This is a genomic window from Luteimonas granuli, from assembly GCF_007795095.1.
GTDB lineage: Bacteria > Pseudomonadota > Gammaproteobacteria > Xanthomonadales > Xanthomonadaceae > Luteimonas > Luteimonas granuli.
Map to the genome: position 1 here is coordinate 2812105 of NZ_CP042218.1, position 20774 is coordinate 2832878.

A 20774-nucleotide genomic window follows, 5' to 3' on the forward strand; every position below is an offset into this window, starting at 1 on the left:
TTTCCCCGGCGCGGGTCAGGCTCCGCGCCGGCCGCCGCCGCCGCGAGGGCCACGGTTTCCGCCGGGGCCCGGAGGCCGGCCGCCACCCGGACCGGAAGGCCTTCCGCCGCCCGGCCGGGCGCCGGAAGGGCGTGCGCCACCGGGCCTGCCGCCGCCGGGCTTGCCGCCACCGGGCTTGCCGGAGCGGGGACCGCGCGGACGGTCGTAGGCGCCGCCGCCGCCCGGAGTGGCATGGTCGGACGGGAACACCGGTGCATTGCCCGGATGCCCATAGGGATGCGCGGCGCGCGTCGGCTTGCCCGGCCCGCCAGCGCCCGGGCGCCCGCCGCCGGCGGGCTTGCGGCCGCCCGGCTTGCGCGCTCCGGGGCCGGCGTTGCGGTGGCCGGCCGGGCCGGTGTCGACGCCGTCGGGCACGTACCAGCTGCGGAACGCCGCGGGGTTGCCTTCGGGCAGGGCGCGCTTGTCCTTGCGCTGCTTCAGGGGCTTGTGCGACTGGCGTGCGGCGGCCTCGCCGGATACCGTCAATCCCCCGGACGGCTTGCGCTGCCCGCGGCGGCCGCGGTCCTCGCGGACGTGGTCGAAGCGGCGCAGCTCGCGGCCCTCGTCGGCGGTGCTGTGGCCTCCGATGTAGCCGGCGCTGCGGTGCTGGCCGCCCACCTGCACGGTGGACTTGCCGGCGCGGCGCTGGCCGATGACCGGCAGCAGGGTGAGCGCGGCCGGCGCACCATCCTCGAGCCCGAGTTCGGCCCGCAGCGCCTGCACCTTGTCGGCCGCGAGCTCCTGCGACTGCCCGCGCAGCAGCGGCTGCGGCAGTTCCACACTGCCGTAGCGGATGCGCTTGAGGCGGCTCACCTGGCAGCCCTGCGACTCCCACAGCCGGCGCACCTCGCGGTTGCGCCCCTCCTTGACCGTCACCTGGAACCATTCGTTCGAATCGGTGCCGCCGATGCGCTTGACCTCGTCGAACTTGGCCGGACCATCGTCGAGCGCCACGCCCCGACGCAGCCGGTCGACGATGTTCTCGGGCACGGTCTCTTCGCCCTCTGGCGCGCGAACGCGGCAGACGTACTCGCGTTCGACCTCGAACGAGGGATGCATCATGGCGTTGGCCAGCTCGCCGTCGGTGGTCAGCAGCAGCAGGCCGGTGGTGTTGATGTCCAGGCGGCCGATCGCGATCCAGCGCGCGCCCTTGAGCGCGGGCAGGGCGTCGAAGATCGTCGGCCGGCCCTCGGGGTCCTCGCGCGTCGTGACCTCGCCCTCGGGCTTGTTGTAGATCAGCACGCGCGCCGGCTCGGTCAGCGCGCTGGCGACGAAGGTCTTGCCATCGAGCTCGACGCGGTCGCCGCCGCGCACGCTCATGCCCACCTGGGCGACCTCGCCGTTGACCTTCACCAGGCCGTCGGCGATGCGCTGCTCCAGCGCCCGGCGCGAGCCCAGGCCGGCCTGCGCCAGCACCTTGTGCAGGCGTTCCTCCAGGCGCGGAGCCTCGGTTCCGGGGGTTGCGGCCTCGCCGCGCTTCAGCGACAGCTTGCGGCCGCCGGTCTTGTCCTGCGTCATTCTTCTTCCACTCCAGTGCTGTCGCCTTCCACGGCGAGGGCATCGTTTTCGTCGGGTGCCGCGTCGAGCGGCGGAAGGCCTCCGTCGTCCGTGGTGTCCACGGCGCCGGATCCAGTGTCTGTGTCTGTGTCTGTGTCTGTGTCTGTGTCGCCGGGATCGGCGGGGCCGTCGGCATCGTCGTCGCCCGGCAGGTCAGCGGCGATGTCGCCGACCGGCATCGCGCCGCCGTCATCGTCCTTCGACTCCCGCTCGAAGGGCAGCTGCGGCTCCAGCTCGCCGAAATCCTTCAGCTCCGACAGGGGAGGCAGTTCGTCCAGGCGCTTGAGGCCGAAGTAGTCGAGGAAGCCCCTGGTGGTGCCCAGGAGCTCCGGCTTGCCGGGCATGTCGCGGTGGCCGACCACGCGGATCCACTCGCGCTCCTCCAGCGCCTTGATGATGTTGCTGTTGGTGGCCACGCCGCGGACCTGCTCGATCTCGCCGCGCGTGATCGGCTGGCGGTAGGCGATCAGGGCCAGGGTCTCGAGGGTGGCGCGGGTGTACTTCGTCTGGCGCTCGGTCCACAGCCGGGCCACCCAGGGATGCACCTCGGCCTTGACCTGGTAGCGCCAGCCCGAGGCGACCTCGACCAGCTCCACGCCGCGGCCTTCGCATTCCGCCTGCAGCGCCTCCAGCGCCTGGCCGATGCCGCCCTCGGGCGCCGGTTCGTCGAGCGTGAACAGCGCATTGAGCTGGGCCACGGTGAGCGGCTGGCTGGCCGCGAGCAGCGCGGCCTCGACGATGCGTTTGATCAGTTGCGGGTCCATGTGCGTCCTGTTGCGGGAAGCGGGCGGCGACTCAGTGCGCCGCGCCGTCGTTGGCGACGGTGTCGTCGTCGAACTCGCTGGCGAACTCCAGCGGCGGCCCGTCCTCGCGGGACAGGGCCAGCGACTTGACGTAGATCGGCGCCAGCGGCGCCTCCTGCACCACGTCGAGCAGACGCTCCTTGGCCAGCTCGAGGATCGAGAGGAAGGTCACGACCACGCCCAAACGCCCCTCGCGGGCCTCGAACAGCTGCTCGAAGCGGTGGAAGGCGCCGTCCCGGAGCCGCTCCAGCAGTTCGCCCATGCGCTGGCGCACGCTCAGCGCGTCGCGCTTGATGGCATGCCCGGTGAAGAGCTCGGCGCGCTTGAGCACGTCGTGCAGGGCCAGCAGCATCTCGCGCAGCTCGACCGGCGGCGGCTCACGCAGCACGGTGCGCTCCGGCACGAAGGCATGCGCCGGCGAGGTGTCCCGATCCATGCGGGGCAGGGAGTCGATGTCCTCGGCGGCCTGCTTGAAGCGCTCGTATTCCTGCAGCCGGCGCACGAGGTCGGCGCGCGGATCGTCCTCCAGGCCCTCCTCGGACGGCGGCCGCGGCAGCAGCATCCGCGACTTGATCTCGGCCAGGATCGCGGCCATCACCAGGTACTCGGCGGCGAGCTCGAAGCGCAGCTCCTGCATCACGTCGATGTAGGCCACGTACTGGCGGGTGATCTCGGCCACCGGGATGTCGAGGATGTCGAGGTTCTGGCGGCGGATCAGGTACAGCAGCAGGTCCAGCGGGCCTTCGAAGGCCTCGAGGATCACTTCGAGCGCATCCGGGGGGGATGTAGAGGTCCTGCGGCACCTGCAGCAGCGGCTGGCCGTGCACCATCGCCAGCGGAATTTCCTGCTGCGTCGGGCGGGTCGCCGGCGCGGCGGCGTCGGGCGCGGGAACGGCTGCGGTGTCTGGGCCGGCTTGGATCATCGGGTCGCGGCCCCCTCCGGGCCACTTGAACTTGGGACGTCGCGCGCCGCGCTCCTGTCGGGAGTCGGGTCGCGCCTCTGCGGCAGGCTGCCGCGGGCAATGCAGCCCTGCCACTCCGGCCGGCGCGACGGCAATGCTGCCGTGGCGGCGCGGTGGCGGTGGCGGTGAAGTCGCGGGGCGGACCGGTTGGGGGCAGGACGGGCGGACTTTGCGCCGCCGCTGCGTTCCGGTGCCGGAACCGGGCCTTAGGGTACGGGCTGCGAACATGTCTTGTCCAGCCCGCCGGCGGCTGGCTTCATCGCGGGTTGGGGCTAGCATGTCCGCCCTTGCCGCAGTGGAGCATGACCGATGTGGTACGCGATCGAAGGGCGCGACGGCGCCGATGTGCTGGACCGGCGCATGGCCGCGCGCGGCGCCCACCTCGCGCGCCTGGAGGCGCTGCGTGACGAGGGCCGGCTCCTGGTGGCCGGGCCGTGTCCGGCGGTGGATGCCGAGGATCCGGGACCGGCGGGCTTCAGCGGCAGCATCGTGATCGCGCGCTTCGAGTCGCTCGACGACGCGCGGACCTGGGCGGAGGCCGATCCCTACATGGCGGCCGGGGTGTACGCGAGCGTGGAGGTGCGCCCGTTCCGCAGAGTGCTGCCCTGACGCCGTCCGGGGGCACGAGCTTCCACCCGGCGCTCACCGGCGGGCGGGTAGACAGGAGCGGGCCGATCGGATTCGATGGGTAAGCCATGCCCCGAACCTGGTTCCGAAGCGGCCTCGCCGCCCTTGCGCTGCTGCTGCTCGCCGCCTGTGGCCGCGAGCGGCAGCCCGAGGTGGAGCCGCCCCGGCCGGGGCCGATCGAGGAGATGGTGGTGACCGCGCCGGCCGACCAGCCCCCGCTGCCGCCACGGCCGGAGCCCCTGCCACCGCTGTTCCGCGACATCGAGAAGCGCACCTTCCAGTTCTTCTGGGACACCACGGACGAGCGCAACGGCATGACGCCCGACCGCTTCCCCTCGCGGCCCTTCGCCAGCGTGGCGGCGATCGGCTTCGCGCTGACCGCGTACCCGGTGGGGATCGAGAACGGCTGGATCGGTCGGCGCCAGGCGGTGGACCGCACCCTGCTGACGCTGGAGTTCCTGCACGATTCACCGCAGGGGCCGGCGGAGACCGGCACCATCGGCCACCGCGGCTTCTTCTACCACTTCCTCGACATGCGCAGCGGGCATCGCTACGAGCCCTGGGTGGAGCTCTCGAGCGTGGACACCGGGCTGATGATGCTGGGCGTGCTGTTCGCGCAGAGCTATTACGATCGCGACGACCCCGCCGAGCAGCGCATCCGCGAGCTGGCCGACGCGCTCTACCGGCGCATCGAATGGCCCTGGCTGCAGGTGCGCCCGCCGCTGGTCTCGATGGGCTGGTATCCCGAACGTGGCTTCATCGACCACGACTGGACCGGTTACGACGAGGCGATGCTGGTCTACATCCTGGCGCTGGGCTCGCCCACGCATCCGGTGGAGCCCGAGGCCTGGACCGCGTGGACTCGGACCTACGACGACAGCTGGGGCATCTTCCAGGGCCAGGAGTACCTGAGCTTCGCGCCGCACTTCGGCCACCAGTACAGCCATGTGTGGATCGATTTCCGCGGCATCCGGGATGCCTACATGCGCGGCCGCGGCATCGACTACTTCGAGAACTCGCGGCGCGCGACCTACGCCCAGCGCTCATACGCCATCGAGAATCCGATGGGCTGGAAGGGCTACGGCGCCGACATCTGGGGCCTGACCGCGAGCGACGGCCCGCAGCGCACCGACCAGGAGTATGGCGGCCGGCTGCGCGAGTTCCGTCACTACAGCGCACGCGGCGCCGGCATCGCGGTGGCCTTCGACGACGGCACCATCGCGCCCACCGCGGCCATCGGCTCGCTGCCGTTCGCGCCGGAGCTGGTGGTGCCGGCCACCCGCGCGCTGGTCGAGCGGCACGGCGAGTACCTGTATTCCAGCTACGGCTTCCTGGACGCCTTCAACCCCAGCTTCGAGTACGACATCCCGCTCAAGACCGGGCGCATCGTGCCGGGCAGGGGGTGGGTGGCCAGCGACTACATCGGCATCGACCAGGGGCCGATCCTGTTGATGATCGCCAACCATCGCAACGGATTCGTGTGGGAGGTGATGAAGCGCAATCCCTACATCCGCCGGGGCCTGGAACGCGCCGGCTTCACCGGCGGCTGGCTGGCGGAGCTGCAGGCGCAGGAAGCGGCGGAGGCGGAAGCGAGCGCGCGCGAAGCGTCCGCGGAAGACGGCCGCGTCGATGCGCCGGCGCCCAAGGACTGACCGGAATGCGGCATTGGCGCATCGCTACCCTGCTGGTGCTGCTGCTGGCCGCCGCGCTGGCCGCGCTGGCGGGCTGCACGCGGCGCGACGCCCCCGGCACGACCACGATCCGCTTCTGGGCGATGGGCCGCGAGGCCGAGGTGGTCGCCGAGCTGCTGCCGGAATTCGAGCGCGCGCATCCCGGCCTGCGCGTGGAAGTGCAGGCGATCCCGTGGAGCGCGGCGCACGAGAAGCTGCTGACCGCCTGGGCCGCCGACGCCATGCCGGACCTGCTGCAGCTGGGCAATACCTGGATCCCCGAGTTCGGCGCGCTGGGCGCGCTGGAGCCGCTGGATGGACGGGTGGCGGCGTCGGAAGCGGTGGACGCGAGCGACTACTTCCCCGGCATCCTCGACACCAACATCGTGGAGGGACGGCTGCTGGGCGTCCCCTGGTACGTCGACACGCGGCTGCTGTACTACCGCAAGGACATCCTGAGCGGCGCGGGTGTGACTGCGCCACCACGCACCTGGGACGAGTGGGCCGCGGCGATGGAGGCGGTCACGCGCCACGTCAGCCCCGACCGCTACGCGATCCTTCTGCCGCTCAACGAGTTCGAGCCGCAGCTCTCGCTCGCGCTGCAGCAGTCCGATCCGCTGCTGCGCGAACAGGACACCCGCGGCAACTTCGACAGTCCGGGGTTCCGCCGCGCCCTGGCCTTCTACGCGCGGATCTTCGAGGAGGGCTGGGCGCCGGCGGTCTCGGAAACCCAGGTCTCCAACGTCTGGGACGAGTTCTTCCGCGGCACGTATGCCTTCTATCTCTCCGGGCCCTGGAACATCCGCGAATTCCGCCGCCGTGCGCCGCCGGAGCTGGCGGGCGAGTGGGGGACGATGCCGCTGCCGGGTCCCACCGGCCCGGGCGCCGGCATCGCCGGCGGCACCAGCCTGGTGCTGCCGCGCGGCGGTGCGCACGCGGACGCTGCGTGGCGGCTGGTGGAACACCTGTCCCGCCCCGAGGTGCAACGGCGCTTCCACGCACTCAGTGGCAACCTGCCCCCGCGCCGCAGCACCTGGGAGCATCCGGACCTTGCCGGAGATCCGCTCGCCGCCGCCTTCCGCGACCAGCTGGAACGCGTGCGCGCCACGCCCGGAGTGCTGGAGTGGGAGCGCATCGCACAGGAGCTGCGCCTGGTGACCGAGCGCGTGGTGCGCGGCAGGCTGTCGCAGGACCAGGCGGTGCGCGAGCTCGACGCCAGCGTCGACGCGATCCTTGCCAAGCGGCGCTGGATCCTGGCGAAGGAGGTCCGCGATGCGCGCTAGCAGCGCGGGATGGATGTTCGTGGCGCCGGCGCTGATCGTGCTCGGGCTGTTCTTCGCGCTGCCGGTGGCCTCGGCCCTGCTGCTGAGCCTGACCGACTTCGACCTTTACGCCCTGGCCGACCGCGAGCATCTGCGCTTCGTGGCGCTCGGCAACTACCTGGAGCTGCTGCGCACGCCGCTGTTCTGGAAGGCGCTGTGGAATACCGTCTACTTCGTGGCCGTGGGCGTGCCGCTGTCGATCGCGGCCTCGCTGGCCGCGGCGCTGCTGCTCGATTCGCGTCTGGCGCGCGCACAGGCCTTCTTCCGCACGGCGCTGTTCGCACCGGTGGTGACGACCCTGGTGGCGGTGGCGGTGATCTGGCGCTATCTCTTCCATGCCAGCTATGGCCTGGTGAACTGGGCGCTGGGACACGCCGGGATCTCACCGGTGGACTGGCTGGGCGACCCCCGCTGGGCGATGCCGACCATCATCCTGTTCGCGGTGTGGAAGAACTTCGGCTACAACATGGTGATCCTGCTCGCCGGCCTGCAGGCGATCCCGCGCGAGCTGTACGAGGCCGCGCGCATCGACGGCGCATCGACCTGGAAGCAACTGGTCCACATCACGCTGCCGGCGCTGGGTCCGGTGCTGCTGGTGGTGTCGGTGATCACGGTGTCGGGCTATTTCCAGCTCTTCGCCGAACCCTATGTGATGACTCGCGGCGACCCGCTGCAGTCGACGGTGAGCGTGCTCTATTTCATGTTCGAGGAAGGCTTCAAGTGGTGGAACCTCGGTCGCGCCTCGGCGGTGGCGTTCCTGCTGTTCCTCCTGATCCTGGCGGTGACCACCCTGCTGCTGCGCGCCGGACGCCGGAGGGACCTGGTATGAGCCGGCCGCCGAGCGGGGTAGCCCTGGACGCGCTGCTGGTCAACGGCGCGCTGGTGCTGCTGTCGTTGCTGGCGCTGGCGCCGCTGGCGTGGATGGTCTCGGTCTCGTTCATGCCCATGGGCGAGGCCAGCCGCTTCCCGCCGCCGTTGCTGCCCGCGACGGCCACGCTCGACAACTACCGCGAGCTGTTCGCACGCACCGGCTTCGGCCGCGCCTTCGCCAACAGCCTGGCCGTGTCGCTCGCGATCACCCTGGGCTCGCTGCTGTTCAACACCGCCGCCGGCTACGCCTTCGCCAAGCTGCGCTTCCGTGGCCGCGAGCGGCTGTTCCAGCTGCTGCTGGCCGCGCTGGTGGTGCCGGCCCAGGTGGCGATGCTGCCGCTGTTCCTGCTGATGAAGGAGCTGGGCCTGGTCAACAGCCTGGGCGGGGTGGTGGTGCCGGCGCTCGCGGGCGTGTTCGGGATCTTCCTGGTGCGCCAGTACGCGCGCTCCATTCCGGACGCACTGATCGAAGCGGCGCGCATGGACGGTGCCGGGGAGCTGCGCATCTTCGTGCAGGTGGTGCTGCCGATGCTGAAGCCGGTGCTGGTGACGCTGGCGGTCTTCACCTTCCTGGCCGCCTGGAACGACTTCATGTGGCCGCTGATCGTGCTCGCGGACCAACAGCAGTACACGCTTCCGGTGGCGCTGGCGGCGCTCTCGCGCGAGCACATCATGGACGTGGAGATGATGATGGCCGGCGCCGTGGTCACGGTGTTGCCGGTGCTGCTGCTGTTCCTGGCGCTGCAGCGCTGGTACATGCAGGGGCTGCTGTCGGGCAGTGTGAAGGGCTGAAGGGAAGGTGGGCATGGGGGGGGCATGGCAGGGACGGGCGGCAACGGGCACGGACAGTGCGCCCGGCGGAAACGCGTGCACGGAAACGGACGGGGGCGCTTCTGGCGGCGCTGGCAGCGGCGTCCGTGCTCGCGCCGGCCACGGCGCAGGAGGTGCTGTCCACGCGCCTGCTCGACGGCTTCGATGATCCGCGGGCGTGGACCGTGGTCGCCTCCGACCAGGTCGACGCGGCGATCCGCGAGGTGGAAGGCGCCGGCGAAGACGCCGGCCCGGACGGGCGCGCGCTGTGCCTGGACTACGACTTCAACGGCGTGTCCGGCCATGCCGGACTCCAGCGTCCGATGCCGATCGAGTATCCCGGCAACTATCGCTTCGACCTGCGCCTGCGCGGCGACGCGCCGGCCAACGACCTGCAGTTCAAGTTGGTGGACGCCAGCGGCGACAACGTCTGGTGGGTCAACCGCACCGCCGTCGAACCCCCGGCGGAGTGGGCTCCTCTGCGCTACAAGGCGCGCCACGTCACGAAGGCCTGGGGCCCGGGAGCGGATCCGGTGCTGCGCCAGAGCGCGAGGCTGGAGCTGGTGGTCCACAACCGCGTCGGAGGCAGGGGTTCGGTGTGCTTCGACGATCTGAGCTTCAGCGAGCTCGCGCCGGCCGACCACAGCCCGCTGCGGGCCGACGCGATGGCGACGGCGGGCGACGCCGCCGCCGCGGTCGACGGCAATGCCGCCAGCGCATGGCGCGCGCCGGTGGTCCCGGGCGGGCAGCGCCTCGTGCTCGACCTCGGCAGCGTGCGCGAGTTCGGCGGGCTGATCCTGGACTGGCTGCCGGGCGGCCACGCTTCGCGTTATCGCGTGCAGCACTCCGCCGATGGCCTGGCCTGGCAGGACGGGCGCGAGGTGAAGGGCGGCAATGGCGGCCGCGACTGGATCGCACTGCCCGAATCCGAAGCACGCTGGCTCGCGCTGGACTTCCTGGACGGCGCGGGTGCGGACTTCGCCCTGGCGGAAGCCACGGTGCAACCGCTCGGTTTCAGCGTGCACCCGAACGATTTCGTGCGCGCGGTGGCCGCGGACATGCCGCGCGGCCGCTGGCCCCGCGGTTTCAGCGGCGAGCAGCCCTACTGGACGCTGCTGGGTCTCGATGGTGGCCTGCAGCAGGGACTGATCAGCGAAGACGGCGCGGTCGAAGTCGCTCGCGGAGGCTTCACGATCGAGCCCTTCGTGATCGCGGACGGACGACTGGTCAGCTGGGCCGACGCCATGCCACGGCAGTCGCTGCAGGACGGCTACCTGCCGATCCCGAGCGTGGACTGGCGTCAGGCGGACTTTTCCCTGCGCACCACCGCCTTCGCCGCAGGCAGTCCCGAACGGTCACAGCTGGTGCTGCGCTACCGGCTCGCCAATACCAGCTGCCGTGCGCAGGACCTGCGTTTGACGCTTGCGGTGCGGCCGCTGCAGGTAAATCCCCCGTCGCAGTTCCTCAACACGATCGGCGGCGTCAGCCGGATCCAGGACATCGAGGTCGACGGCGGCATGGTCTCGGTGGCCGGCGTCCCGCGGGTGTTCGCCAAGCAGGTTCCGGATGCGGCCTTCGCCTCGGCGTTCGATGCCGGCGATGCCGTCGCCCATCTCGCGACCGGCCGGCTGCCGTCGACCACGCGCGTGGTCGGCGATCCCACCGGGCTCGCGTCGGCCGCACTCGTGTACCGGATGCGCCTGGATCCGGGCGAAGTCGGCAGCGTGGAAGTGATGGTGCCGATGACCGGCGGCAGCGCGCCGGCGCGCCGCTGGTGGGACGGCGAGACGCTGCAGCAGCAGGTCGCCGCGGACTGGCGCGACAGGCTGGACCAGGTGCGCCTGGACCTGCCGCCGCAGGGCCAGGCGCTGGCCGACAGCCTGCGCACCGCGCTGGCGCACATGCTGGCCTCGCGCTTGGGCCCGCGGCTGCAGCCGGGCACGCGCTCGTATTCGCGCAGTTGGATCCGCGACGGCGCGATGATCTCGGAAGGGCTGCTGCGGCTGGGTCGCGCCGACGCCGTGCGCGAGTACCTGCAGTGGTACGCGCCGTTCCAGTTCGACGATGGCAAGGTCCCCTGCTGCGTCGACGACCGCGGCAGCGACCCGGTGCCCGAGAACGACAGCCATGGCGAACTGATCTTCGGCATCGCCGAGTACTGGCGCCACACCCGCGACGGGGTCTTCCTCGAACGCATGTGGCCGCACGTGCTGGCCGCCTGGCGGTACATGGAGGCGCTGGCGCTGAGCGAGCGCACCGAAGGCAACCGCGCGCTCGATCCCGCCTTCCACGGAATGATGCCGGCCTCGATCAGCCATGAGGGCTATTCCGCCAAGCCGATGCACGCGTACTGGGACAATTTCTGGGCGTTGCGCGGCTACAAGGACGCCGTGGAGATCGCGGAAGCACTGGGCAGGACGGAGGACGCCTCGCGCATGGCCGCCTCGCGCGATCGCTTCCGCGCCGACCTGCTGGCCTCGCTCGACGCCGCCGCGGCGCTGCACGGCATCGATTTCCTGCCCGGCGCCGCCGAGCTCGGCGACTTCGACGCCACGTCGACCACGATCGCGCTGGCGCCTGGCGGCGAACTGGCCAACCTGCCGCCCGGTCGCGTACGCGCCACCTTCGAGCGCTACTGGCGCGAGTTCGTCGAGCGCCGCGACGGGCTGCGCGCATGGGATGCCTATACGCCTTACGAATGGCGCAACGTCGGCGCCTTCGTGCGCCTGGGCTGGCGCGAGCGGGCCTGGGAGGTGGCGCGCCACTTGCTGGCCGACCGGGCACCGCCGGCCTGGAACCAGTGGGCCGAGGTCGTGACGCCGACGCCCCGGCAACCGTTCTTCCTCGGCGACCTGCCTCATGCCTGGGTGGCCTCGGACTTCGTGCGTTCGGCGCTGGACATGTTCGCCTACCGCCGCGAGTCCGACGACAGCCTGGTGCTCGCGTCCGGGGTGCCGGTGGACTGGCTCGACCATGGCATTGCGGTACGCGGACTGCGTACGCCGGGCGGCACGCTCGCGTATTCCCTGCGGCGCGTCGAGGACCGCCTGGTGCTCGAGGTGGAGGACGGTCTGGAACCGCCGTCGGGCGGCCTGGTCCTGCCCTGGCCCTGGCCGGACGAGGCGCCGGGCACCACCACCATCGACGGCCGGCCCGTCGCCTGGAAGGACGGCGAACTGCGCATCCCGCAGCTTCCGGTGCGCGTGGAGATCGCCGGCGCGCAGGGGCAACCGGACGGCCGCGGTCGATGAGGACGCCTGCCGGCCACGAGGGGGGCGGCATTCCGCTGTGGCCATTGCCATCCGCGATCGCGGCGCTGCTGGTGGTGGCCGTGCACGTCCCGCTGTGGCTGTCGCTGCGCGATGGCCACGTGCCGGCCTGCGTGCCCTACCTGGAAGGATGCACCTCGATCAGCCGGGCCGCACGGCATGGCCTCGGCAACCACGTCTTCCGCCTGTTGGTGCTGCCGTGCGCGGCGCTGTTGGCGCTGCACTGGTGGACGTCGGTGCGTTGGCTCGCGCTGCGCGGAGCGCTGCGCGGCGGCCGCGTGCTGCTCGCGCTCGGCCTGCTCGCGGCGGTGGCGCTGGCGGTGTACGCGACCTTCCTCGGCAGCGACGGTGCCGGCTACCGTTTCATGCGCCGCTACGGGGTGGTGCTCTACTTCGGCGCCAGCTACCTGGCGCAGCTCGTGTTCCTGCGCATGGGACGCGACGCGCTGCCGCCGGCCCTGCGCGCCGCGATGGTCGCGACCTGCGTGCTGATGCTCGCGCCGGGGCTGGGCAACGTCGCCGCTTCGGCGCTGGTCGGCGATGCGCTGCTCAAGGACCGGGTCGAGAACGCGCTGGAGTGGCAGCTGGGCGTGCTGCTGGTGGCCTGGTACCTGCTGCAGGCCCGGCTGTGGTGGATCGAGGGCTATCGCTTCGGCCTTGACACCGGCCGCCCGGGCGGCCGCGCGGCCGGCTGAGCTGCGGCGGCCCGGTTCAGGGGCACCACAGGATGCGCAATGGTGCACCCGGCGTGGTGAAGGCCAGTCGCACCGGGAACTCCATCGGGTCGTCGCCGGCCAGCACGCGGTCGAGCAGCGCGCGCTTGTGCGCGCCGCGGATCAGCAGCAGCCGCGTCTGCGCCGGCGCCAGGCCGGCAGGCGTCAGGCTCACCCGGCGCGTCCACGGGCCCGCCCCGGGACAACCGGTGGCGTCGACGGCGACATAGGGCCTCGGAGAGGCGATCGCGTCGGCGAGCCCGATCATGTTCGGGAACAGGGAAGCGACATGGCCGTCCTCGCCCATGCCCAGCACCACGACCGCAGCCGGGTGCGCGGCGTGCATGTTCGCGGCGGTGACGGCCTCGTCGATGCTGCGTCCCGGGCGGGTGATGGATTCGAAGCGCGCTGCGGCCGCGGCGTTGGCAAGCAGGGACTCGCGCACCAGGCGCGCATTGCTGTCCGGATCGTCGGGCAGCAGCCAGCGTTCGTCGACCAGGGCCACGTCCACCCGGTCCCAGGCCAGTGGCGCACGGGCGAGGGCGGCATAGGCCGGTCCCGGCGTGGTGCCGCCCGACAGCAGCAACCGCACCCGGGGGCCGGTCTCGAGGGCGCGGCGCAAGGCCGCGGCCACGGTCACGGCCGCCGCCCAGGCCCACTGCGTGCTGTCCTGGAACGCTTGCAGCTCGACCCCCGGACGCAGTCCGGTACCGCCGTTGGTGCTGTTGGTGCCGTTGGCGCCGGTGCCGCCGTGCGCGCTCATGCCGGAATTCCGGGGTGCTGGCGGGGAGTGGGGTGCATGCCGGCGCCGGGATCCTCGATCAGGGCAGGGGGTCCGACAGCGTGCGCCCGTTGCTGGCGATGACCCGCGAATACCAGCGCGCGCTGTCCTTGGGCGTGCGTTCCTGCGTTCCGTAGTTCACGTGCACGATACCAAAGCGCTTCGAGTATCCAAGCGACCACTCCAGGTTGTCCAGCAGCGACCAGGCCATGTAGCCGCGCACGTCGACCCCGGCGTCGATGGCGTCCAGGATGGCGATGAGGTGCTTGCGCAGATAGTCGGTGCGCAGCGGATCGCGCACCCGGCCGCCCTCGGCCACGGCCGGATCGAAGAAGGCCGCGCCGTTCTCGGTGATGTAGACGGGCAGCGTCCCGTAGGTGTCCCTGAACCAGACGAGCAGGTCGGTCAGGCCCTGCGGGAACACCTCCCAGCCGGTCTCGGTGTAGGTGCCCAGTGGCTGCCGCACCACGCGTGTCTTCAGCGGCCAGCTGTCGCCCGCGGCGGTCACGCTGCGCGTGTAGTAGTTGATGCCGACATAGTCCAGCGGCTGGCGGATGAGTGCGAAGTCCTCCGCCGGCCAGTCCGGCCAGGCGTCGCCGAAGATCTCCTTCAGTTCCGGCGGGTAGTGGCCGAGCAGGGCGGGGTGGAGGAACTGCTCGTTCATGTAGGCGTGCGCGCGGCGCACCGCCGCGGCATCTTCCGGCGAATCGCTGGCGGGATACTTCGGCTCGATGTTCACCACCAGGCCGATCGCGTGCCCGCCCTCGGCGCGATAGACCTGCACCGCGGCCCCGTGCGCCCGCATCAGGTTGTGCGCGGCGATCGGTGCCTCGTAGCGGTTGCGGTGGCCCGGCGCCAGCGCGCCGTGCAGGTAGCCGCCGTCGGTGACCACCCAGGGCTCGTTGATCGTGGCCCACTTCTTCACGCGGCCGTCGAGAGCGCGGTAGAGCGTGGTGCCGTAGTCGGCGAACCAGTCGGCGCAGTCGCGGTTGAGCCAGCCGCCGCGGTCGTCCAGCGCCGCCGGCAGGTCCCAGTGGTAGAGCGTGACGAGGGGCTCGATGCCGTTCTCCAGCAGTTCGTCCACCAGCCGGGAGTAGAAGTCCAGGCCGGCCTGGTTGACGCGCCCGGTGCCTTCGGGATGGATGCGTGACCACGAGACGCTGAAGCGATAGGCCTTGAGCCCCAGCTCGCGCATCAGCGCCACGTCCTGCTTCCAACGGTTGTAGTGGTCGCAGGCCACGTCGCCGGTGTCGCCGTTGAGCGTCATCCCCGGGGTGTGCGCGAAGCGCGTCCAGATGCTCGGGCCGGCGCCGTCGGCAAGCGGCGAGCCTTCTATCTGGTGCGCGGCGGTGGCGGCGCCCCAGAGGAAGCCGTCGGGGAGGCCGAGGTCCCGTGAGCGTGACGACGGATCGGTCATGGAAGCGGGCGCCCGGTTGCGCGAGGGGTGCGGGAGAGGCGTTACATTGCGAGGATAGCGCAGGGGATCCGGCGGCATCATTGCGGCTTCCCGTGCGAACCGTCGAGGAGCGGCGATGGCGCAGGTCCGGCTGGAACACGTCCGCAAGACCTATCCGAACGGCTTCGTCGCCGTGGACGATGCGAGCTTCACCGCCGACGACGGCGAACTGCTGGTGCTGGTCGGTCCCTCGGGCTGCGGCAAGTCCACCCTGCTTCGGATGATCGCCGGCCTCGAGGACGTCGACGACGGCACCATCTCGATCGGCGACCGCGTGGTCAACGAGGTCGCCCCGCGCGACCGCGACATCGCCATGGTGTTCCAGAACTACGCCCTGTACCCGCACATGACCGTGGCCGGGAACCTGGCCTTCGGGCTGACGCTGCGCGGCATCGGCAAGGCGGAGATCGCCGCGCGCGTGGGCGAAGCGGCGCGGATGCTGGGGCTGGAGGAGCTGCTCGAGCGCAGGCCCGCGGCGCTCTCCGGCGGGCAGCGCCAGCGCGTGGCGCTGGGGCGCGCCCTGGTGCGGCAGCCGCAGGTGTTCCTGCTCGATGAGCCGCTGTCCAACCTCGACGCCCGCCTCCGCGCGGCGATGCGGGTGGAGATCGCGCGCCTGCACCGCAGGCTCGGCACGACGATGGTCTACGTCACCCATGACCAGGTGGAGGCGATGACCCTGGGGGAGCGCATCGTTGTGCTCGACCGTGGCCGCGTCCAGCAGATCGACACGCCGATGGCGCTGTACGAGCGGCCGGTGAACCTGTTCGTGGCGACGTTCCTGGGCAGCCCGGCGATGAACGTGATCCATGGGCGGCTGGAGGCCTCGACCGGAACTGGCGATGCGGCCCTGCTTGCCGGGAGCGGACTGCGCATTCCGCTGCCGGGGCTGCAGGTCCCGACGGAATGGCAGGGAAGGGAGCTGGCCGTCGGCGTGAGGCCGGAGCATCTCGTGCCTGCGGACGGCGCGGAGGGGGAAACGATCGAGCCGGTGATCGAGGTGGTGGAGCCGGTCGGCAGCGAGGTCTTCGTCAACCTGCGGCTGGACGGACAGGTGCTGGTGGCGCGGCTTCCGCCCGGCCCGCTGCCGCGCGTCGGAGAACGGCTGGCGATGCGGGTGTCCGGCGGCAAGTCCCATGTCTTCGATGCCGGCGATGGCCGCAGGCTGTGAGCCGGGTGACGCTTTCCTCACCACCCTCAACGAGTTCCCCCGCCCTCCACGGGCTCCGGGCGCAGTCGCAGGTAGCGGGGGAAGCGCGGCAGGCCGTTCACGGTGAGGCCGTTGTGGCGGTAGGTGACCAGGCTGCCGACGGGCGGAGGGTCGGCGCGCAAGGCGTCGCTGAGGCCGCTGCCGATACGGAAGCGGACGCCGTCCTCGCGCTCCACCAGCAGGGCGCCCGCAAGACCGGCGTATTTGCCGCGGCCGGGCAAGTGGGCGACCACGCGGGCCTCGGCGTCGTCGTGGGGCTTGAGCTTGAGCAGGGCGTCGCTGCGCCCCGGCACGTAGCGGGCGTCGCCGCGATGGAGCATCAGGCCCTCGCCGCCGGCATCGAGCACGGCGCGCAGCCGGGCCCGCAGCCCGGCGCGGTCGGTGACCCGGGACTGGGCCACCGGGCGCAGCCACGGGGGGACGCCGGTGCCCGGCAGCGCGCGCATCGCCCGGACCCGCTCGTCGAAGCGCCCGCCATGGCCGGGCAGGTCGAAGACAAGGAAGCGGACCTCCCTCCATGGGGCATCGTCGGGCGGCGGGTTCCGCACCAGGCCGCTGATCTCCTCGAAGCGCCCGCGGCCGAGCCAGAGCTCGCCGTCCAGGGCCCGCTCAGGCCAGCCGGCGGTGAACCAGGCCGGGGCGTCCACTGGAAGGCCGCCCCGGGTCCACAGGCGACGGCCGTCCCAGCGGCCACGCAGGCCGTCCAGCTTCTCGCTGACCCAGTAGGCGGACAGCGGGTGGGCGCCGGTCGGCGCAGCGGCGATCGGCACTGCGGAGGCGTGCATCAGGCCCCCGGGCGGCTCCGCCGCGACCACGGGTGCCGCGCAGGAGGCGGCCAGCGCCAGCGCAAGCGCCACCGGCAGCGTGCTGCCGCGGAATCCGGGAGCGGTTGCCGGAGCGAAGTCGGGCGGGCGGTGTGGGCGGTGCATGGGGCGATGGTCCGCGGTCCGCGCGACGGCGTCCGTCGGCGTCCGCCGCGACCGGTGATCGGCATCCGTCCACGAACCGGGTAGGCGTCCGGCGGTTCCAGGTCCGGCGCGGGCGCCCGGTCCCTCCCCCACCTGCCGCTATACTGCGGCGCTTGCGGCCCGGGAGGCCGCATTCCCGCTGCATTCCCGCAACCGACCGCCGCCACGGCCCGCCCGTGCGCCGCCGAGGCATCCGACCGCCGCATGCGCCTGTCCACAATCAAGCTTTCCGGCTTCAAGTCCTTCGTCGACCCGACCGTCCTGCACCTGCCGACGAACATGACCGGCGTGGTCGGCCCCAACGGGTGCGGCAAGTCCAACATCATCGACGCCGTGCGCTGGGTGATGGGAGAGAGTTCGGCCAGCCGTCTGCGCGGCGACTCGCTGACCGACGTCATCTTCTCCGGCTCGACTTCGCGCAAGCCGGTGTCGCAGGCGACCGTCGAGCTCATCTTCGACAACTCCGACCACAGCATCAGCGGCGAATTCGCGGCCTTCAACGAGATCTCGGTCAAACGCTCGGTGTCGCGCGACGGCCAGAGCAACTACTACCTCAACGGCGCGCGGTGCCGCCGCCGCGACATCACCGATCTGTTCCTCGGCACCGGCCTGGGCCCGCGCAGCTATTCGATCATCGAGCAGGGCATGATCAGCCAGATCATCGAGGCAAGGCCCGAGGACCTGCGCGTCTATCTGGAAGAGGCCGCCGGCATCTCCAGGTACAAGGAGCGCCGGAAGGAGACCGAGACCCGCATCCGCCACACCCGCGAGAACCTCGACCGCCTCAACGACCTGCGCGAGGAGGTCGGCAAGCAGCTGGGCCATCTCGCGCGGCAGGCGCGGCAGGCCGAGCAGTACACCGCCATCCAGGAAGAGCGCCGGGTGCGCGACGCCGAGTGGAAGGCGCTGGAATACCGCGCGCTCGACGCCAAGCTGTCGCGGCTGCGCGAGGGCCTGTCGCAGGAGGAGACCCGTCTGCAACAGCTGATCGCGGAGCAGCGCGAGGCCGAGCGTGCCCTCGAAGAGGGTCGTGTGAAGCGCGAGGAGGCGATGGACGCGCTCAGCCGGGCCCAGGCCGCGGGCTACGAGGTGGGGGGGCGCGCTGGCACGCATCGAGCAGCAGATCGCCCACCAGCACGAACTGTCGCAGCGCCTGGAGCGCGCGCGCGAGGAGGCCGAGGACGCGATCGCCGAGCTGGCGCAGCACATCAGCGGCGACGAGGAGCGCCTGGCGATCCTCGAGGAGTCGATCGCCGACGCCGAACCGGCGCTGGACACCCTCCGCGAAAGCGACGAGTCGCGGCAGGAGGCGCTGCGCGAGGCGGAGGCCGCGCTGGCCGCGTGGCAGCAGCGCTGGGACGCACACAGCCGCGAGGCGGCCGAGGCCGCGCGCGCCGCCGACGTCGAACGTACCCGCGTCGACTACCTCGACCGCCAGTCGCTGGAGTCCGACCGCCGCCGCGAGGCGCTGTCGGCCGAGCGGGCGGGCCTCGACCTCGACGCCCTGGCCGAGGCCTTCGCCGCCGTGTCCGAGCGCCACGAGGAGCAGAAGCTGGCGCTCGACGGCCTCAACGAGAGCCTCGAGGAACGCAGGCAGGCCGCGCTCGACCTGCAGGACCAGCAGCGCGCCGCGCAGCAGGAAATCTCCGAGGTCCGCAAGCAGGCGCAGGAGGCCAGGGGCCGGCTGTCGTCGCTGGAAACGCTGCAGCACGCGGCGCTGGGCCAGGAGCAGGGCGCGGCCATGGCCTGGCTGCGCCAGCGCGGCCTGGATTCGGCCACGCGCGTCGGCGAAGCGCTCGAGGTGGAGGCCGGCTGGGAAAACGCGGTCGAGGGTGCGCTCGGGCAGATGATCGAGGGCGTGCTGGTCGACAGCCCCGAATCGCTGGTCGAAGCGCTGGCCGACCTCGGCGATGGCCGCCTGGCGCTGGTCTCGGCCGAGCGCGGTGATGCCGGGTTCGCGCCCACTTCGCTGGCCTCGCGCGTGCGCGGTCCGCTGGCGATCCGCCGCCTGCTATCGCGCCTGCACGTCGCCGATTCGCTGGCCGAGGCGCGCGCGTTGCAGGCACGGCTGGAGCCCGGCGATTCCGTGATCACCCGCGACGGCGAGCGCCTGGGCGCCGGCTGGCTGCGGGTGCTGCGCTCGGGCGCCGCGCGCCAGGGTGCGCTGCTGCGCGAACGCGAGATCCAGGCCCTGCGCGAGCAGATCGAACAGCTGCAGGAGCGGGAGGCCGGGCTGGAAGAGGCCCTGGCCAGCGGCCGGGAGCGCCTGCTGGCCGCCGAGCAGGCGCGCGAGGATGCGCAGCGCCAGCTCTACCACGCCCACCGCAGCGTGTCGGAGCTCGCCGGCCAGCTGCAGGGCCAGCAGGGCCGGCTCGACGCGGCCCGCAACCGCATCGAACGCATCGACGCCGAGCTTGCGCAGCTGGGCGAATCCATCGCCAGCGGCGGCGAACAGGCGCGCGAGTCGCGCGGCCGCCTCGAGGACGCGGTCACGCGTATGGCGGATCTCGAAGCGGTGCGCCGCGAACTCGACGCGGAGCGCGCGCGTCTGTCCGCGGCCCGCGACGAGGCCCGCACCGCCGCCCGCGAGTCGCGCGAGCAGGCCCACGTCCTGGCACTGCAGCTGGAGACCCAGCGCACCCAGGCGGCCGGCCTGCGCCAGGCGCTGCAGCGCATGAGCGGCCAGCGCGGCCAGCTCGACGCCCGCCTGGGCGAGATCAGCACCCAGCTCGCGGCCGGCGACAGTCCGGTGGACGAGCTGGAACAGCAGCGCCAGGCCGCGCTCTCGCAGCGCGTGCACGCCGAGCAGCTGCTGGCGCAGGCGCGCAGTGCGCTCGAGGACGTCGACGCCAGCCTGCGCGGCCACGAGCAGGTCCGCCACCAGCGCGACGAGCAGGCCATCGCCCAGCGCGAGGCGATCGCCCAGCGCCGGCTCGACCAGCAGGCGCTGGCGATCCACGCCGAGCAGCTCGGCGCGGCGGTGGTCGAGGCCGGCTTCGTGCTCGACGAGGTGATCGCGGGACTGGCGGAGGATGCCGGCGCCGACGCCTGGGGCCGCATGGTCGCCGACCTCGATGCGAAGCTGCGGCGGCTGGAGCCGGTCAATCTGGCCGCGATCCAGGAGCATGCCGAGGCCGCGCAGCGCAAGGAGTACCTCGACAGCCAGGACGCCGACCTCAACGCCGCGCTGGAAACGCTGGAGGACGCCATCCGCAGGATCGACCGCGAGACCCGCGGCCGCTTCAAGGACACCTTCGATCGGGTCAACGCGGGCGTGCAGCAGATCTATCCGCGTCTGTTCGGCGGCGGCCATGCCTACCTGGAGCTCACCGGCGAAGACCTGCTCGACACCGGGGTCGCGATCATGGCGCGGCCGCCGGGCAAGCGCGTGTCCAACATCTCGCTGCTCTCGGGCGGCGAGAAGGCGATGACCGCGGTGGCGCTGGTGTTCGCGATCTTCCAGCTCAACCCGGCGCCGTTCTGCCTGCTCGACGAGGTCGACGCGCCGCTGGACGAGGCCAACGTGGGACGCTTCAGCGCCATGGTCACCGAGATGAGCGAGAAGGTGCAGTTCCTGTTCGTCACCCACAACAAGGCGACGATGGAAGCCGCGCAGCAGCTCTCGGGCGTTACCATGCGCGAGCCCGGCGTCAGCCGGCTGGTGTCGGTGGACCTCGCGGAGGCCGCGCGCCTGGCCGGTGCCGCCTGAATCAACACGGG

12 protein-coding genes and 3 pseudogenes are annotated in these 20774 nt (G+C 71.9%); 9 read left to right on the plus strand and 6 right to left on the minus strand.

Features of this window, described 5'->3' with window-relative positions:
• Nucleotides 1-15: 15 nt before the first annotated feature.
• The 3 genes and pseudogenes from FPZ22_RS13075 to FPZ22_RS13085 form a co-directional block, all read right to left on the minus strand.
• Entirely contained in the window at nucleotides 16-1557 is a 1542-nt protein-coding gene (locus FPZ22_RS13075; protein WP_144893645.1) for a pseudouridine synthase, read from the minus strand.
• A 5-nt stretch (nucleotides 1558-1562) separates the two neighbouring features.
• Nucleotides 1563-2360: pseudogene (gene scpB, locus FPZ22_RS13080) on the minus strand (SMC-Scp complex subunit ScpB); the annotation flags it as partial.
• A 31-nt stretch (nucleotides 2361-2391) separates the two neighbouring features.
• A pseudogene (locus FPZ22_RS13085) lies at nucleotides 2392-3322 on the minus strand (segregation and condensation protein A).
• A 348-nt stretch (nucleotides 3323-3670) separates the two neighbouring features.
• Here FPZ22_RS13085 and FPZ22_RS13090 point away from each other — a divergent pair.
• The 7 genes from FPZ22_RS13090 (at nucleotide 3671) to FPZ22_RS13125 (ending at nucleotide 12624) form a co-directional block, all read left to right on the plus strand.
• Nucleotides 3671-3970, plus strand: coding sequence for a YciI family protein (locus FPZ22_RS13090; protein WP_144893647.1), 300 nt, complete (start codon nucleotides 3671-3673; stop codon nucleotides 3968-3970).
• A gap of 86 nt (nucleotides 3971-4056) precedes the next feature.
• Entirely contained in the window at nucleotides 4057-5640 is a 1584-nt protein-coding gene (locus tag FPZ22_RS13095) for a glucoamylase family protein (protein ID WP_144893649.1), read from the plus strand.
• Between the two features lie 20 nt (nucleotides 5641-5660).
• The gene (locus tag FPZ22_RS13100; RefSeq protein ID WP_484177340.1) at nucleotides 5661-6941 is read left to right on the plus strand and encodes a sugar ABC transporter substrate-binding protein; all 1281 of its coding nucleotides are present in this window, start codon (nucleotides 5661-5663) and stop codon (nucleotides 6939-6941) included.
• Nucleotides 6931-7809 carry a carbohydrate ABC transporter permease gene (locus FPZ22_RS13105; RefSeq protein ID WP_144893653.1) on the plus strand — a complete coding sequence of 293 codons (879 nt, stop codon included), beginning with the start codon at nucleotides 6931-6933 and terminating at the stop codon, nucleotides 7807-7809. Before FPZ22_RS13100 ends, FPZ22_RS13105 begins: the two co-directional genes overlap by 11 nt.
• A complete protein-coding gene (locus FPZ22_RS13110; protein ID WP_144893655.1) occupies nucleotides 7806-8642 on the plus strand; it encodes a carbohydrate ABC transporter permease in 837 nt (278 codons plus the stop codon). The genes FPZ22_RS13105 and FPZ22_RS13110 overlap by 4 nt, the downstream gene beginning before the upstream one ends.
• Nucleotides 8643-8767: 125 nt before the next feature.
• The gene (locus FPZ22_RS13120) at nucleotides 8768-11911 is read left to right on the plus strand and encodes a discoidin domain-containing protein (RefSeq protein ID WP_246120754.1); all 3144 of its coding nucleotides are present in this window, start codon (nucleotides 8768-8770) and stop codon (nucleotides 11909-11911) included.
• Nucleotides 11908-12624 carry a hypothetical protein gene (locus FPZ22_RS13125; protein ID WP_144893659.1) on the plus strand — a complete coding sequence of 239 codons (717 nt, stop codon included), beginning with the start codon at nucleotides 11908-11910 and terminating at the stop codon, nucleotides 12622-12624. Before FPZ22_RS13120 ends, FPZ22_RS13125 begins: the two co-directional genes overlap by 4 nt.
• Nucleotides 12625-12640: 16 nt before the next feature.
• On the opposite strand, the gene pgl is transcribed toward FPZ22_RS13125, so the two are convergent.
• Together pgl and FPZ22_RS13135 are read right to left on the minus strand one after the other, a co-directional pair.
• The gene (pgl, locus tag FPZ22_RS13130; protein ID WP_144893661.1) at nucleotides 12641-13405 is read right to left on the minus strand and encodes a 6-phosphogluconolactonase; all 765 of its coding nucleotides are present in this window, start codon (nucleotides 13403-13405) and stop codon (nucleotides 12641-12643) included.
• 58 nt (nucleotides 13406-13463) lie between these two features.
• On the minus strand, nucleotides 13464-14840 hold the full coding sequence (locus FPZ22_RS13135) for a GH1 family beta-glucosidase (protein ID WP_144893663.1): 1377 nt from the start codon (nucleotides 14838-14840) through the stop codon (nucleotides 13464-13466).
• 115 nt (nucleotides 14841-14955) lie between these two features.
• On the opposite strand from FPZ22_RS13135, the gene FPZ22_RS13140 reads away from it, so the two are divergent.
• Entirely contained in the window at nucleotides 14956-16047 is a 1092-nt protein-coding gene (locus FPZ22_RS13140; RefSeq protein ID WP_144893665.1) for an ABC transporter ATP-binding protein, read from the plus strand.
• A 26-nt stretch (nucleotides 16048-16073) separates the two neighbouring features.
• On the opposite strand, the gene FPZ22_RS13145 is transcribed toward FPZ22_RS13140, so the two are convergent.
• Nucleotides 16074-17015: a DNA ligase gene (locus FPZ22_RS13145; protein ID WP_144893667.1), complete on the minus strand. Its 942-nt coding sequence runs from the start codon at nucleotides 17013-17015 to the stop codon at nucleotides 16074-16076.
• Nucleotides 17016-17258: 243 nt separating this feature from the next.
• Between FPZ22_RS13145 and smc the strand changes: the two are divergent.
• Nucleotides 17259-20763: pseudogene (gene smc / locus FPZ22_RS13150) on the plus strand (chromosome segregation protein SMC).
• The last annotated feature ends 11 nt before the right edge of the window (nucleotides 20764-20774 follow it).

Excerpts from the sequence above, each read along its gene's own strand:
- FPZ22_RS13095 (WP_144893649.1), top strand. The coding sequence starts at position 4,057 with ATGCCCCGAACCTGGTTCCGAAGCGGCCTCGCCGCCCTTGCGCTGCTG.
- FPZ22_RS13110 (WP_144893655.1), top strand. The coding sequence starts at position 7,806 with ATGAGCCGGCCGCCGAGCGGGGTAGCCCTGGACGCGCTGCTGGTCAAC.
- FPZ22_RS13140 (WP_144893665.1), top strand. The coding sequence starts at position 14,956 with ATGGCGCAGGTCCGGCTGGAACACGTCCGCAAGACCTATCCGAACGGC.
- FPZ22_RS13090 (WP_144893647.1), top strand. The coding sequence starts at position 3,671 with ATGTGGTACGCGATCGAAGGGCGCGACGGCGCCGATGTGCTGGACCGG.
- pgl (WP_144893661.1), bottom strand. The coding sequence starts at position 13,405 with ATGAGCGCGCACGGCGGCACCGGCGCCAACGGCACCAACAGCACCAAC.
- FPZ22_RS13105 (WP_144893653.1), top strand. The coding sequence starts at position 6,931 with ATGCGCGCTAGCAGCGCGGGATGGATGTTCGTGGCGCCGGCGCTGATC.
- FPZ22_RS13135 (WP_144893663.1), bottom strand. The coding sequence starts at position 14,840 with ATGACCGATCCGTCGTCACGCTCACGGGACCTCGGCCTCCCCGACGGC.
- FPZ22_RS13125 (WP_144893659.1), top strand. The coding sequence starts at position 11,908 with ATGAGGACGCCTGCCGGCCACGAGGGGGGCGGCATTCCGCTGTGGCCA.
- FPZ22_RS13145 (WP_144893667.1), bottom strand. The coding sequence starts at position 17,015 with ATGCACCGCCCACACCGCCCGCCCGACTTCGCTCCGGCAACCGCTCCC.
- FPZ22_RS13075 (WP_144893645.1), bottom strand. The coding sequence starts at position 1,557 with ATGACGCAGGACAAGACCGGCGGCCGCAAGCTGTCGCTGAAGCGCGGC.